Annotated in this window: 12 protein-coding genes; 6 read left to right on the forward strand and 6 right to left on the reverse strand. The window is 67.7% G+C overall.

Features of this window, described 5'->3' with window-relative positions:
- The first annotated feature begins 76 nt into the window (after positions 1–76).
- Positions 77–283, forward strand: a complete 207-nt coding sequence (locus AC3RKA_RS02665) for a hypothetical protein (RefSeq protein WP_049161690.1) — start codon at positions 77–79, stop codon at positions 281–283.
- A 102-nt stretch (positions 284–385) separates the two neighbouring features.
- Here AC3RKA_RS02665 and AC3RKA_RS02670 read toward each other — a convergent pair whose 3' ends face one another.
- From AC3RKA_RS02670 to rfbA, 3 genes are all read right to left on the reverse strand, one after another.
- Positions 386–826: a glycosyltransferase family A protein gene (locus AC3RKA_RS02670; protein WP_080983978.1), complete on the reverse strand. Its 441-nt coding sequence runs from the start codon at positions 824–826 to the stop codon at positions 386–388.
- Positions 822–1,670: a glycosyltransferase family A protein gene (locus tag AC3RKA_RS02675; protein WP_049161686.1), complete on the reverse strand. Its 849-nt coding sequence runs from the start codon at positions 1,668–1,670 to the stop codon at positions 822–824. Before AC3RKA_RS02675 ends, AC3RKA_RS02670 begins: the two co-directional genes overlap by 5 nt.
- Before the next feature lie 564 nt (positions 1,671–2,234).
- Complete coding sequence (gene rfbA / locus AC3RKA_RS02680) at positions 2,235–3,125, reverse strand: glucose-1-phosphate thymidylyltransferase RfbA (protein WP_049158841.1); 891 nt, start codon at positions 3,123–3,125, stop codon at positions 2,235–2,237.
- 111 nt (positions 3,126–3,236) lie between these two features.
- Here rfbA and galE point away from each other — a divergent pair, with 111 nt between their 5' ends.
- The gene (gene galE, locus AC3RKA_RS02685; RefSeq protein ID WP_489727455.1) at positions 3,237–4,205 is read left to right on the forward strand and encodes a UDP-glucose 4-epimerase GalE; all 969 of its coding nucleotides are present in this window, start codon (positions 3,237–3,239) and stop codon (positions 4,203–4,205) included.
- 64 nt (positions 4,206–4,269) lie between these two features.
- Here galE and AC3RKA_RS02690 read toward each other — a convergent pair whose 3' ends face one another.
- Together AC3RKA_RS02690 and AC3RKA_RS02695 are read right to left on the reverse strand one after the other, a co-directional pair.
- Positions 4,270–5,193 (reverse strand): glycosyltransferase family 2 protein, encoded by a 924-nt coding sequence (locus tag AC3RKA_RS02690; protein ID WP_080983873.1) that lies wholly within the window; start codon positions 5,191–5,193, stop codon positions 4,270–4,272.
- A complete protein-coding gene (locus AC3RKA_RS02695) occupies positions 5,190–7,187 on the reverse strand; it encodes a glycosyltransferase (protein WP_489727456.1) in 1,998 nt (665 codons plus the stop codon). The genes AC3RKA_RS02690 and AC3RKA_RS02695 overlap by 4 nt, the downstream gene beginning before the upstream one ends.
- Positions 7,188–7,786: 599 nt before the next feature.
- Between AC3RKA_RS02695 and rfbB the strand changes: the two genes are divergently transcribed.
- Both rfbB and AC3RKA_RS02705 read left to right on the forward strand, forming a co-directional pair.
- A complete protein-coding gene (rfbB, locus tag AC3RKA_RS02700) occupies positions 7,787–8,782 on the forward strand; it encodes a dTDP-glucose 4,6-dehydratase (protein WP_049158526.1) in 996 nt (331 codons plus the stop codon).
- A 13-nt stretch (positions 8,783–8,795) separates the two neighbouring features.
- Positions 8,796–10,211, forward strand: a complete 1,416-nt coding sequence (locus AC3RKA_RS02705) for a sugar nucleotide-binding protein (RefSeq protein WP_489727457.1) — start codon at positions 8,796–8,798, stop codon at positions 10,209–10,211.
- Positions 10,212–10,271: 60 nt separating this feature from the next.
- Here the strand turns inward: AC3RKA_RS02705 and AC3RKA_RS02710 are convergent, their stop codons facing one another.
- Positions 10,272–11,675, reverse strand: a complete 1,404-nt coding sequence (locus AC3RKA_RS02710; RefSeq protein WP_049158524.1) for a tyrosine-protein kinase domain-containing protein — start codon at positions 11,673–11,675, stop codon at positions 10,272–10,274.
- A 219-nt stretch (positions 11,676–11,894) separates the two neighbouring features.
- Here AC3RKA_RS02710 and AC3RKA_RS02715 point away from each other — a divergent pair, with 219 nt between their 5' ends.
- Together AC3RKA_RS02715 and AC3RKA_RS02720 are read left to right on the forward strand one after the other, a co-directional pair.
- Complete coding sequence (locus AC3RKA_RS02715) at positions 11,895–13,154, forward strand: O-antigen ligase family protein (RefSeq protein WP_049158523.1); 1,260 nt, start codon at positions 11,895–11,897, stop codon at positions 13,152–13,154.
- 185 nt (positions 13,155–13,339) lie between these two features.
- Positions 13,340–13,987 carry a 50S ribosomal protein L25/general stress protein Ctc gene (locus AC3RKA_RS02720; protein ID WP_049158522.1) on the forward strand — a complete coding sequence of 216 codons (648 nt, stop codon included), beginning with the start codon at positions 13,340–13,342 and terminating at the stop codon, positions 13,985–13,987.
- The last annotated feature ends 6 nt before the right edge of the window (positions 13,988–13,993 follow it).

Consider the following 13,993-nt stretch of genomic DNA (forward strand, 5'->3'; position numbering starts at 1 on the left):
CCACGCGGCTGTATCGGCGCCGAAAGTGGTTCAGGAGAGACACTTTACCTACACGCCACTCAATGAATTCCTCCGCATGATGCGCGATGAACTGGGCATTGTTGCGGAAAACTTTGGCCTGGCACTGGAGGTCCGTGGTGTAATCCCCGGAAGCGGTCTCGGACTGAGGGTGCTTTCGATAGTAGTAAAGCGGATGAGGAAGCTGGACCACAGCGCGGTGGGGGTCCGGGGCAAGGGCCAGGATCTTCATGAAGAAGTCCTGATCCTCATAGCGGCGGAGTGACTCATTGAAGCCGCCCACGCAGATGGCATCTTTGCGGCGCACCATCTGACCAACTTGAAGCACGCTTTCATTCAGGAAATGTCCGAGATTGAACTCGGGGCATTAAAGGCCATTGATAGTGCCAAACATTAATGTCTGGCCGCCGGCAATATACGCTTCTGGGTGTTCTCGGAAGATATTCAGACCCGCTTCGGCGAAGGTCGGGTCGATGTGGTCGTCACCGTCTAGGAATATGAGAAAGTCAGCCTGAGAAGTGCGGATGCCCATGTTCCGCGCCGATGAGACGCCACCCTTTTCCTTATGGAGTGCCTGAACCCTCTCATGCGCGGAGACCTCGTCCAGGATGCGCTGCGTGTCCGGATCGCTCACTCCGTCTGCCACCACGATGACATCTGTTCCGGGATGCGTCTGGTGGAGGGCTGAGTCCACGGCTTCACGGAGGAGCCCCCCTCGCGGTGGCAGGGAATGATGACACTGACCGTGGACATATCGCTCCTTTGAGCTGGACGGGTAGAAATTCAGGCATTGTCGGAATGACTTAATATCGTTCGAGGCCGCGCCGGATGCTGGCCTTGAATCGGTCTATATGACGGTAGGTGTGGCGATAGGCGGCCAATTGCATCTCCGCCTCATTTAGGCGCTCGATGAGTTCAATCTCCTGGCCAGCATAGAGGTCGGAGTTTTCACTACGTACCAGCGCAGCGGCCCGCGCCGTCTGCCGTGGATCAATATAGCCCCGCGTCACCTGGTGTTCGCCTAGGTTCCGACGTGCGATGGGAGCACCGAGGATTTCGACCGTCCCGCCAGTTCGGAGAAGGCGCATCCAAAAAACCCAGTCCTCGCCCATGGAGAGGCCTTCTGGAAAGCCCTCCACGGCTTTCCAGTCGGAGCGCCGGAACATAGAAGCCATGGCTAGGAGTGTGGCCTCGCGCATAGCGCTACGGGTGACAGGACCGTCCGGGGGAGGGCACAGATACTCCGCACCATTGATCACTTCGAATGCGCCTCCCGTGACAATGGCGACGTCATTGTGTCGGTCCAGGATCTCACCCATCGCACGGGGCGCTTCGGGTGTGACTTCATCGTCGCTGTCTAGGGCAATGATGTAAGGCGTTGCCAACTGCTGAATGCCCGTATTGCGGGCTGAACTGACCCCGCCGTTGGGCTGTCGAATGACACGGAAGCCCTCCTCACGGAGAGAGTCGAGGGCAGCGAGGGTGTCTGAATCATTGCTCCCGTCATCAACGACGATGACGTTCTCGGCGTTGCCGAGGGCGACTCGGGCGCTCCGGGCGGCCCTGAGCGCTAATGACCCTGTGTTGTATACCGGGATGACGATCCCAATACGGCTTTCAATCGGCGAAGGAGCGTGCAGGTTGGACTCCATGCGTTGAATCTTAACCTGGGTGACCGGAGACGTAGCGCGGATTCCGCCAGGGCAGGAGCTCACGGCCTCGGTGTTTAGCGCAGCTACTGCACAGTCCTGCTCGCCAGGCCCCTCCCATGGACGAGGGGGCGGAACCGGCCCTGTTACTTGTGTGTAGAGAAGCGGTATTCGAGGTGGAGGGCGCGCATCCCTATCAGACGGAGGAAGGTCGCCTCTAGGGAGAACACGCGTATCTTCCACTACGAAACTGAGAGGCTATCCGGTCATCGCGACCAAAGTGGAGACGTAGCCGATTGCGGCACGAGTGATCCCAGCGTTCCAGGCCGAGGACGATCCGCCGTTTGGCTGGTGGATGACTTGGTGCGCCTTCTCTGTCGTCCCTGGGAACTCGAGTAGGTCGGCCTGCGTGGACTCGTCGTATACGACATGGTCTCCTCGGGCAGCAGCTGAGGCGATCACCTGGCGCAGATGGGCAGGGTCGTCATTGAATGTGCGGATCATGATGGAGATCCGAGGGTTCAACTCACGCCTCGTCGGAAGGAGGGCCAGGTAGGGCGGGGACGCTCAGTGGGACGCGGGGCCGGTGGGGTCTGCTCGGTCGACCAAGCCGAGCAGGTATTGACCGTACCCCGACTTCACGAGCGGCTCAGCGCGCTGGCGCAGCTCGTCGTCGGTGAGCAGGCCCTGGCGCCAGGCGACCTCCTCAGGGGAGCCGACCTTGAGGCCCTGGCGGGACTCAATGGTGCGGATGAAGTTGGACGCATCATTCAGGTCGTGGAACGTGCCTGTGTCCAGCCAGGCGGTGCCGCGGGGCAGGACCTCCACGTTGAGGGTGCCGCGTTCAAGATAGGTCCGGTTGACGTCGGTGATCTCGAGTTCACCGCGTGCCGACGGCTTGAGGCCCTTCGCGATCTCGACGACGTCGTTGTCGTAGAAGTACAGGCCCGGCACCGCGAAGTTGGACTTCGGCTGGGCAGGCTTCTCCTCGAGGGAGACCGCCTTGCCGTGCTCGTTGAACTCCACCACGCCGTAGGCGCTGGGGTCCGCCACCCAGTAGCCGAACACAGTGGCGCCGTCGACCTGGGTGTGACGGCGCAGCTGCTGTCCCATGCCGGGGCCGTAGAAGATGTTGTCTCCCAGCACGAGCGCGACATGCTCGGCGCCGATGTGGTCCTCCCCGAGGATGAACGCCTGTGCGAGGCCGTCCGGGGAGGGCTGCTGGACGTAGCTGAGCGAGACCCCGAACTGGGAGCCGTCGCCCAGGAGCCGCTGGAACTGCTGCGCGTCGTGCGGGGTGGTGATCACCAGGATGTCTCTGATCCCCGCCAAGATCAGCGTGGAGAGCGGGTAGTAGATCATCGGCTTGTCGTAGACCGGTACGAGCTGCTTAGAGATGCCGTGGGTGATGGGGTGCAGGCGGGAGCCGGTGCCGCCGGCGAGGATGATGCCCTTCATGGGGCCGACTTTACTGGCAGAGTGTCTGAAATCGATCGCCGCCCCTGAAGTCGTAGACAGAGGTCAGGGCGTCGGTGATGCTGGAGTTCCGTTGAGAAAGATGTGGGGAACATGTCCTGGATGGTCACCGGCGGTGCTGGATACATCGGCGGGCACGTGGTGCACGCCTTTCATGCGGCTGGCATTCCTGTTGTCGTTGTGGATGACCTATCGACGGGTCGTGCTCGGTTCGTTCCAGACGACGTTCCGCTGATCAGGACGAGCGTCTTGGACACCGAGGCACTCTCTCACGTTCTGCGAGAGCATGCAGTGAGCGGTGTCGTGCATGTGGCGGGTTTCAAGTATGCGGGGGTGTCCGTACAAGAACCTCTCCGCACGTATCGGAACAATGTTCAGGGAACACTGAGTGTGCTCGAAGCGATGGAGGCGTGCAACGTGCGCCGAATCGTCTTCTCCTCCTCTGCGGCCGTCTACGGCACGCCAGACGTTCCTGTAGTGACGGAGCAGACGGCCCCCTCGCCGGAATCGCCGTACGGCGAGTCCAAGTTGATCGGAGAGGTGATGATCGCCGCCCAGGCGGTCGCCACGGGCCTACACCACACAAGCCTGCGTTATTTCAACGTGGTGGGGAGCGGGACTGACGGGATTGTTGACCTGAGCCCCCACAACCTTTTCCCGCTCGTCTTCACGGCCTTAGAGCGGGGCGAGGTGCCTCAGATCTTCGGCGCGGACTATCCCACGCCTGACGGCACGTGCGTCCGCGACTACGTGCACGTCGTGGATGTCGCCCGTGCGCACGTCGCTGCGGCGCAGGCATTGATGGCGGGGGTTGAGCTGGCGCCGGTCTATAACCTCGGATCCGGTGATGGGACTTCAGTTCGACAGATCATGGACGCCGTCGGCAGTGTCACCGGCCGTGGTTTTGAACCGGCCGTCCATCCACGCCGCCCGGGCGACCCCGCTCGAATCGTCGCTGATGGATCATCTGCGGCGCGGGACCTCGGCTGGGAGAACCGGCACAGCCTCGTGGAGATGGTGGGCAGTGCTTGGCAGGCGCGAAGGGCATGGGAAGCCCACTGATCGGGACCCTCGCCAGCGGCGGCCTCACGGGCCGGCGGACGTGGGCAATCTTGCCGCGGGCTGCTCACTCGCGGGAAACAGCGGGAGGCATGCCCCGGCCACCGGGGTTCGTCTCGGCGTGAGTGATGAGAGGTGCGGGAGGCCGCCCCAAAACGCGGTAGCGCAGATGACCTTCGAGTGTGCCCAGCTTCCATCCCCACTCGGCACCATCTTCGAGAGTCGCGGATCCGCGGAGGACCCGCCCCCACTTGGGGAGACCCGTGAGAGCGCCCTGGACTGCGCCTCGCAGGCTCACTCCGAGAGGATCGACTAGGTGAGGATGGCGGGTCCACAACTGGATGGCGGTCCGGGCGTAGTTGCGGCGCTGGGTGACCACCCCTCGGACATCCGAACGCTGCAGATAGTCGATGCGCGCTTCGGGGACGAAACAGGTGGGAAATCCGGCGTCTGCGGCGCGCCACGCGAAATCCGCCTCGTCGTGTCCCCCTCGAAATGACTCGTCGAAACCACCGACGGCGTCGAACACGTCACGGGTCATGGCCATGTTCGCTCCGAGCGGGTAAGGAGGACCGCCGAAAACGTGGTGGAGACCCAGATCTTCCCCCACACGCCGGCCGTTGCCATCAACGGGGATGGCGGCACCGCCCGCGACCCCACTGCCCGAGAAGGCGGAACGGAAGGCCTCTACCCAGCCTGCGTGAATCCTGTCATCTGCGTCGCAGATCAGGAGGACGTCGCCTCGAGCCTCGGCGAGACCCACGTTGCGGGCATGATTGACGCCCTGACGCTCGGCGGCAGTGACCACACGTGCCCGGGGATCAGCCGCGGCAGCCTCCGCGAGCAGAGCGGGAGTGGCGTCTGTCGAGAGATTGTCCACCAGCACCAGCTCGTCTTCGGGGCCCAACTGGGCGAGTACGGCCGTGATCTGCCGGCCGATCCAGGCCGCGGCGTTGTAGCAGGGGATGATGACGCTGACGGTGGGTTTCATCGGTAGACCTCCTGGAGGCGGGCGCGGAAGCGCTGTTCCCCGTATTCCTCGGCCACGGCATGGGCTGTCCGGCGAGCATGGTCATTGGCGGCGTCAGGATCCCGGAGCACCCGGCTGACGGACGCCGCGAAGGCCCGTGGGTCATCAGCCACGAACGCGGCGTCGGCGGGGTGGATGCCCTCGTTTCCCACGGTGGTCGTCACCGTGGGCACTCCGCGGATGAGTGCCTCCACCACCTTGAATTTCACGCCGGCGCCGTAGCGGAGGGGGACCACCACCACGGCGGCTTCTGCATACAGAGGCTCGAGGTCGTCCACGAAGCCCAGAACCTCAACGGCGTTGGCTTCGAGTTCTGCCACGACGTGATCGCGGAGCCCGCCGCCCGCGACGGCGACCCGTGCGTTCGGATGCGCTTTGCGTACTTCGGGGAGGATCTCTGTGACGAACCAGTGCATCGCGTCTTCGTTCTCCCAACGGGCCATGTAGCCCACGAACAGGAGCAGCGGGTTCGTAGAGGAGGGTGCTTCAGCGCGCACGTGGCCGGAGATCGCGGGGGGCACCACATGCACCCGTGCGTGCATGCCCCGGCGGGGCAGGAGATCGGCGTCCTTCTGGCTGAGGACCACGACATCGTCGGCGTGTCGAGCGATCCGGCCCTCGAGGTGGAGGGCGGCGACACGCCGGAGCGCCCACGCTGCTCGGCGTGGGGTGCTCGTCTGGAGCTTCCGCTGCCGCCCGAACCGTTGGGAGAGGACGTCGTGCAGGGTCACGACGACGCGCGCGTTGGGATTGATGCGGCGAATGGCACCCAGCAGGATGGCGGTCTCCTCCCACTGCAGGTCGATGACATCGGCCTCTGCCACCAGGTCTCGAACCCGTGAGAGGGCGGCGCGGCTCAGCGACGGGGCCACTGCGAGCAGGCGTTCCAGGCGGCCGCGGCGGTCTGCCGCAGGGGAAAGCATCCGATGGGAGAAGGGGACTCCGCGGGCGAGAGCGCGACGGTTGGCCGGGCCATCGGTCGTGACCATCGTCAGGTCGGCGCTGTCGCCTACCACCTCGGCAATGGCGTGCACCAGGTGCTCGCCCGCTGACTCCTGGCGGGTCGACGAAGGAAGAACGGGTGTGAGCATGACGGCTTTTCGCTTGGTCGAGGCGGAGGGCCCAGGACCTCTGCGCGCTTCGAGGGCGGAATGGGCCGCCTGTTCCGCTGCGTCTGCCCATGCCTGCCAGTTCAGCCGCGCCCGGCCGTCTCGGATGGCCGCTTCGGAGGCGCGCGCCACGGTTGCCTGCGAGATCTCCCGGAGCAGACGCGCGGTCTGGTCGACGGCCTCGCCCGGGGCGACGAGCCATCCGGTGAGTCCTTCCAGGACGATGGTCTCCACACCCCCTACGCGCGTGGCGATGACGGGCAGCCCCGAGACCAGGGCGTCGGTCATGACCACGCCGGCCGCGTTGGCCAGGGCGAGGTCTAGGAGGACATCGTGCTCCCTGTAAAGCTCGACGAGGACCGACCGGTCTACCACGCCTGGGGTGTCCACCCACGGGGGGAGGCCTTCCGGGGTACGGCCAACGATGGTCAGTCCGATCTCCCGGCTCTGTCGGGCCTGCTCCACGGCGAGGACAACGTCGTCTCCACGCTTGCGCTCCCAATCGGCGATGACAGCCAGGACTCGCAACGGGGAACCCGGCGACCGCGGGCGGGGTGCATTCGACGCGGGAGTGGCGGGGCCGAAGGGGGCGACGGTCACCCGACGGGGTGAGACGCCTGCGTCCCCGATCAGACTGCGGGCGGCCCAGTCCGAAGCGGCCAGGAAGTGGTCCGTTACAGCGGCGCCCGCCTGTTCGACGCGTAGCCCTTCTCGCTCATTGCGACGGTCGAGGCCGGTCGCGATCGGGTAAAACCCGCAGATGGCGGGGAACGTGGCATCCGTGACCTGGACGAGGGGCAGATCGTGGGGGAGGGAGAGCACATCGGTCGACGCGGCGATGGCCACCAGGGCATCCAAGGGTTTCCCGGTGTGGGTGCGGATCTGATTCGCCAGAGCTGCGCTGCGAAGCCGAGCGGTCGCCATGGTGTGCGTGGGGAGACTGCGCCGTCCCCTCATGCCGCGGAGGCGGGTGCGGAGCCGCTCGCCGGGTGCATCCGGCTGAGTGACCGGAGGGAACACGGTCACGGCGAATCGCTCACGGAGCGCGGCTGCCATGGGTGCCACGACACCGGACCATGCCCGGGGGTCGTCGGTACTCCAGGGACTGTAGAGCCCGACATGGAGGGCCACGAGTGAGTCAACTCCTCGGTCAGGTGGTCGGCGTCGGGTCCATCCTAGGTCGGACGGTGTGTGTCAGGCCCATGCGTCGCACCCCACTCAGCCCCTGCTCAGGCTGGAGCCTCCGTAAGTGGGCGAAGGCATGCCGTTCAGAAGGGCCCATTTGGCCCGCTTCTCGGTCTGTCGTCGACGTCCGTGCAGAGCTCAGTTGACCCCGTGATTAGTGGCCCCTCCGAAGGACAGCATTTTTGCGAATCAGCGGTGTCTCCGTTTCACCCGGTCAGGCGGCGGTGGGTGAGCTGAAGCGCTCCCGATACCCTGACCCCATGCGCATCCTCGTCACCGGCGGCGCCGGGTTCATCGGATCGAACTTCGTCCATCACGTCGTCCGCGAGACCGCGCACGACGTCGTCGTCCTGGACAAGCTGACCTACGCCGGCAACCGGGAGAACCTGGCCGGCCTGCCCGAGGACCGCGTCACTCTCGAGGTCGGGGACATCTGCGACGCGGCCCTGATGGACCGCCTGGTCGCCGAGTCGGACGCCGTCGTGCACTACGCGGCGGAGTCCCACAACGACAATTCGCTGAACGATCCCTCGCCGTTCATCCAGACGAACATTATCGGAACCTTCGTCCTCCTGGAAGCTGCCCGCAAGCACGGCAAGCGGTTCCACCACGTGTCCACGGACGAGGTCTACGGCGACCTCGAGCTGGACGATCCGGCGAAGTTCACCGAGACCACCCCGTACAACCCCTCCAGCCCGTACTCGGCCTCGAAGGCCGGCTCGGACCACCTGGTGCGCGCCTGGGTGCGCTCCTTCGGTGTGCAGGCCACGCTGAGCAACTGCTCCAACAACTACGGCCCGTACCAGCACATCGAGAAGTTCATCCCGCGCCAGATCACCAACCTGATCGACGGCGTCCGGCCCCGCCTCTACGGCCAGGGCGTCAACGTCCGGGACTGGATCCACACGGAGGACCACTCCTCGGCCGTGCTGCGGATCCTCGAGCGCGGCGAGATCGGCCGCACGTACCTGATCGGCTCGGACGGCGAGAGGAACAACAGGGAGATCGTGGAGATCCTCCTCGAGCTCTTCGACCGCCCCGCGGACGACTACGACCTCGTCGCCGACCGCCCGGGCCACGACCTGCGCTACGCGATCGACAACACCGCCCTGCGCACCGAGCTCGGCTGGGAGCCGCAGTTCACGGACATCCGCGCCGGTCTGGCGGACACGGTCCGCTGGTACCGCGAGAACGAGGCCTGGTGGCGCCCGGCCAAGGCCGCCGTCGAGGCCACGTACCGCGCCGCCGGTCAGTGAGGGGGCACCGCTGATGCGCATCACCGAGACCGCCATCCCCGGCCTGCTGGTCCTCGATCTCGACGTCCACGGGGACAACCGCGGCTGGTTCAAGGAGAACTGGCAGCGGGAGAAGATCCGTGCCCTCGCCGCCGAGCACCCCCGCCTGGCCGCGCTCGCCCCGGTGCAGAACAACATCTCCTTCAACGACGCCGTCGGCACCACCCGCGGCATCCATGCCGAACCCTGGGACAAGTATGTGGCCGTCGCCCACGGCCGGATCTTCGGCGCCTGGGTGGACCTGCGCGAGGGGCCGTCCTTCGGCGCGGTCGCCACCGTGGAGCTCGGCCCGGAGAAGGCCGTCTTCGTGCCGCGCGGGGTGGGCAACTCCTACCAGACGCTCGAGCCGGACACCGCCTACACGTACCTGGTGAACGACCACTGGTCCGCCGACGCGCAGGGCCGGTACACGTTCCTCAACCTCGCGGACCCGACGGCGGCCATCGCCTGGCCCATCCCGCTCGAGGACGCCGAGCTCTCGGCCAAGGACCGCGCCCACCCGTTGCTCGCGGACGTCACCCCCATGCCGCCCGCCCCGATCCTCGTGCTCGGCGCCGGCGGCCAGCTCGGCCGCGCCCTCGTGGCCCGCGCCGAGGCCGCGGGGATCCCGGTGGAGGCCCACGGCCGGGACACGTGGGACATGTCCGATCCGGCCTCGTGGCCGCGGGAGCACTTCCGCGGCCTGCGCGCCGTGGTCAACGCGTCCGCCATGACCGCGGTGGACGCCGCCGAGACGCCCGAGGGCCGGGCCCAGGCCTGGGCCGTCAACGCGACCGCCGTCGCCGAGCTCGCGCGCCGCTGCACCGAGGCCGGCGTGCCCCTGGCGCACGTCTCCACGGACTACGTGTTCGACGGCGCCCTCCCCGTGGGGCAGGAGCACCCGGTGGACCACCCGCTCGCGCCGCTGGGCGTCTACGGCCAGTCGAAGGCCGCCGGCGAGGCCGCGGTGCGCACCGTGCCGCGGCACTGGATCGTCCGCACCTCCTGGGTGATCGGGGAGGGGAAGAACTTCGTGGCCACCATGGCCTCCCTCGCCGAGTGCGGGATCGACCCGGCCGTCGTCGCCGACCAGCACGGCCGCCTCACCTTCGCCGACGACCTCGCCGACGCCCTGCTGCACCTGGTCACCACGGACGCGCCCACGGGCACGTTCCACATGACCAACAGCGGTGACGTGGTCACCTGGCACGACGTCGCCCGGTGGGTCTTCGAGGACACCGGCCACGACGCCGGGCGCGTCTCCGCCACGACCACCGCCGCGTATATGGCCGGCAAGGAGGGCGTGGCCCCGCGGCCGACCAACAGCGCCCTCGACCTCGGGCCCCTGGCCGCCGTCGGCTACACCGCCCCGGACCAGCGCGGACGCCTGCGGACGTACCTGAGGCGCTGACCCCGTCTCGCACGACGAAGCCCCCGCCGGTTCCGGCGGGGGCTTCGTGCGTGGGGGCGATCAGCTGCGCGTGCGGGCCTTGCGGCGTGAACGCCGCCCCTTCTTCGCGGACGAACCGACGCTCGAGAGGTACTTCTCGTGGGACTTGTGGTACGTGCTCTCGTACCCGTAGCCGTAGGAGTAGCCGCCGCCGCGCTGGGAGCGCGCGACGCCGTTCATCACGACGCCCAGCAGATGCGCGTCCACTGCGGTGAGATTCTCCACAGCCGCCTCCAGGTGGTCCTTGCGGGTCCGCCCCTGACGCACCACGAGCACAGTTCCGTCCACGGCCGTGGCCAGGAGCGAGCCGTCCGTGACGGGCAGCAGGGGAGGGGAGTCGACGATGACGAAGAAGTCCTCCGATGCCAGCTCCAACAGGGCCCGCATGCGCTTCGAGCCCAGCAGCTCCGACGGGTTCGGGGGCGTCCGGCCGGCGGGGAGCAGCGTGAGGTTCGGGATTCCGGTCGCCGCGAGGGCGTCGTCCGGCTGCACCTCACCGGCCAGCACCTCGGACAGGCCCACGTCGCCCGCCACCTTGAAGAGGTCGTGCTGCCGGGGGCGCCGCAGGTCGGCGTCCACCACGAGCACCCGTTCGCCGGCCAGGGCCAGGGCGCGGGCCAGGTTCGAGGCGACGGTCGACTTGCCCTCGGAGGGGTCCGCGCTCGTGAACGAGACGACGCGCGGCGGCTCGTCGACGGAGACGAACTTGAGGTTGGTGCGCAGCGCCCGGATGGCCTCGCCGGCCCGGGGGTCGAGGTCCACGGCCTCCTCGCCCGTGCGGGTCAGGGAGACGTTCTCCGGGACGGCGCCGATCACGCCGGCGCCGGTGACCTCCTTCACGTCGGCGCGGCTGCGCACCTTCACATCGAGGAGACGGCGGAGCACGGCGATGGCGAGTCCCGCACCCAGTCCGGCCACGACGCCCAAGAGGACGTTGCGACGGGTGTCAGGGCTCACGGGAGCAGAGGGCACGCGGGCGTCCGACAGGGGCACGACCTCCAGGGGGCTGTTCTTGTCCACCTCCGCCGCCACGTCCGCCGTCGCCTGCAGGGCGCTGTTCGCGAGCCGCGCGGCGGTCTCGGGATCCGTCGAGGTGGCGGTCACCTTGATCATGCTGGACCCGGGGACGAGCGCCGCCGAGAGCGAGTCGTCGTCGTCCTGCCCCGTGTCCTGTGCCACGCGTTCACGCACGGCCTGGCTGTTGATCAGGGCGACGTAGGCCTGAGCCCGGCTCTCGGCGGGTCCGTTGCCGGCGATGAGGCTCTGATCCGCGTTCCGCGCGGCGAGGAGCCCCTGAGATTCGGACGCGTAGATCCGGGGCTGCAGCGCGGAGTAGCCCCAGCCCAACAGACCCCCCACGAGGGCGGCCGCCAGCAGCAGGAGGAGGTTGGCGCGCAGCAGGCGGAAGAAGTCGACGATCGTCACGGAGCACCTCGGGGGTCATGGACGGGGACGCGCGGGCCGTCGTGGGCGAGGCACGCGCGGTCCACGGTACCAAGACCCACCGTGCGGCCTGAGGGCCCCGAGGACGGCGCCCGCCACCGCGCTACGCTGAACCGAGTATCGCCCGGCGTCCATGAAAGGTTCCGCACCATGCGCTCGAGCACGCCCCGTGACCGGACGGCTGCCCGCGCTGTGAGGGCCGTGGCGCCACCCGAGGATCGGCCTGCCCGGGGCCACGCCTCGCTCGGCCTCGTCCCGGACGGTCAGGCCGCGTGGACCAGCTCCCCGTGGAACCCGCTGGTCACGTCGGCCTCACCGCGGCTGTTCGAGGCCGTACTGGCGGTCGGCCTGGTGATGGAGGCGTTCACCGCTCCGGGCCTGCCGATCCCGTTCGCGGAGTTCTCCGCGATCCTTCTCCTGCTCCTGGCCTCGTTCCGGCAGCCCCGCCGGGACCTCTCGCATTACGGCGTATTGGCCCTCGTCGCGCTGGCCCTGGTGGCGTATCTCGTCACGGTGACCGTGTACAACGACCTTGACCCCACGCGTCGCGCCACCAGGATCACGCTCCTGATCCTGCTGATCTACGCCATCGCCAGCGAGCGGATCGACATCAAGGGCGTCCTCTACGGGATGACGGCCGGTGCACTGATCAACGTGCCCCTCTTCTACGCGGGCCTGGTCCCGGACACCTACGGTGGGTACCTCACTGGGTTCCTGGGGGACAAGAACATCTCCGGCCTCTTCTACGCGCTCCTGCCCGTGCTGCTCGTGGCCACGATGCAGCGCATGGGCCCGAAGCTCCTCGTGCTGGGTGCCGGCTCCGCCCTGACCTTCCTCACCGGTTCTCGGACCTCGATGGCCGCGCTGTTCTGCGCGGTCGCGTGGATCTTCGTGAGCCCCTACCTGGGGCGGGCCCTCCGTATCGCACTGGTGGTTGTCATGGGCTGGTTCGTCAGCTGGGCTGAGGAGAACCTGGCCGACCTCGGGATCTTCGGAGACCGCACGGGCACGGACTGGTTCCGGGCGCAGATCCAGGCGGCGTCCGCGGACAAGGTGGCGGAGACGTCCTTCTTCGGCCAGGGCCTCTCCACGGCATTCGTGGACCTGGAGCACGTGTCCATGTTCTTCCACAACTCCTACCTGGGTCTCCTGGTCGAGGGCGGCTGGCCGTTCCTGATCGTGGTGGTCGGCGCCTACCTCTGGCTGTGCCTGCGGCCCTTCGCCCGGACGCACCGTTCGCCTTCCCGTGTCGCCGTCGAAGCGGCCGCCCTCACCATCCTCGTGGCCTCGCTCCAGCTGGGGGAGGTGTTCATCACGATCTTCGGCGCCATCGTGCTCGGTTGCGGACTCCTGCTGAGCGCCCAAGAGGACGAGGAGGACCATGGCGCCCCCGCGAAGGACCGGGCCCACCGCCGCAAGCTGGACCGCATCATCGAGCGGTCCCGACGCGCGGGCCGCTGAACGCGCCGAGCACCACCGGTGCTATCCTGTCCGGGTTGCCCAGGCGAGGGAGCGCGCGCTCCGTGATCGACGAGGCCGCCGCCGCGCGTCAGCATGCTGACCCGCTGCGGCACTGAAGCCCCCTCCTGGCCGCATCCCGCGCCGCCCCCGGTTGCGCGGCCGAGACCCCCACAGGAGGACGCATCATGTCTGACCAGCTCAAGATCAAGGTCACCCGCCGCACCGACTTCGGCAAGGGCGCCGCCCGCCAGGCCCGCCGTGCCGGCCTGATCCCCGCCGTCGTCTACGGCCACGGCCAGGAGCCCGTGCACCTGCTGCTGCCGGCCCAGGAGACCACCCTGGCCGTCCGCAACCCCAACGCCCTGCTCACCGTCGTGAACGAGGCCGGCGAGGAGCACCTGGTCCTGCCCAAGGACATCCAGCGCCACGCCATCAAGGACACCGTGGACCACCTGGACCTCATCGAGGTCCGCCGCGGCGAGAAGGTCATCGTCGAGGTCACCGTGCAGGTCGAGGGCGAGGTCGCCGCCGGCACCGAGTACGTGCTGGACTACGTCACCGTGCCGGTCGAGGCCGAGGCCACCGACCTGCCCGAGGCCGTCACCATCTCCGTCGAGGGCCGCGAGGCCGGCGACCACGTGTACGCCACGGACGTGCAGGTCCCCGCCGGCGCCACCCTGCAGCTCGAGGACGACATCGTCATCGCCACCGTCAGCGAGGTCGTCGAGCAGGACCTCGGCGACGAGTCCGTGCAGGAGGAGCAGGCCGCCGAGTCCGCTGAGGGCGAGCCCGCCGAGGGCGAGTCCGAGGGCTCCGAGGGCTCCGAGGACTGATCACGC

Source organism: Micrococcus sp. iso_229, from assembly GCF_058072725.1.

Excerpts from the sequence above, each read along its gene's own strand:
- rfbB (WP_049158526.1), top strand. The coding sequence starts at position 7,787 with ATGCGCATCCTCGTCACCGGCGGCGCCGGGTTCATCGGATCGAACTTC.
- AC3RKA_RS02675 (WP_049161686.1), bottom strand. The coding sequence starts at position 1,670 with ATGGAGTCCAACCTGCACGCTCCTTCGCCGATTGAAAGCCGTATTGGG.
- AC3RKA_RS02665 (WP_049161690.1), top strand. The coding sequence starts at position 77 with ATGATGCGCGATGAACTGGGCATTGTTGCGGAAAACTTTGGCCTGGCA.
- rfbA (WP_049158841.1), bottom strand. The coding sequence starts at position 3,125 with ATGAAGGGCATCATCCTCGCCGGCGGCACCGGCTCCCGCCTGCACCCC.
- AC3RKA_RS02705 (WP_489727457.1), top strand. The coding sequence starts at position 8,796 with ATGCGCATCACCGAGACCGCCATCCCCGGCCTGCTGGTCCTCGATCTC.
- AC3RKA_RS02690 (WP_080983873.1), bottom strand. The coding sequence starts at position 5,193 with ATGAAACCCACCGTCAGCGTCATCATCCCCTGCTACAACGCCGCGGCC.
- AC3RKA_RS02720 (WP_049158522.1), top strand. The coding sequence starts at position 13,340 with ATGTCTGACCAGCTCAAGATCAAGGTCACCCGCCGCACCGACTTCGGC.
- galE (WP_489727455.1), top strand. The coding sequence starts at position 3,237 with ATGTCCTGGATGGTCACCGGCGGTGCTGGATACATCGGCGGGCACGTG.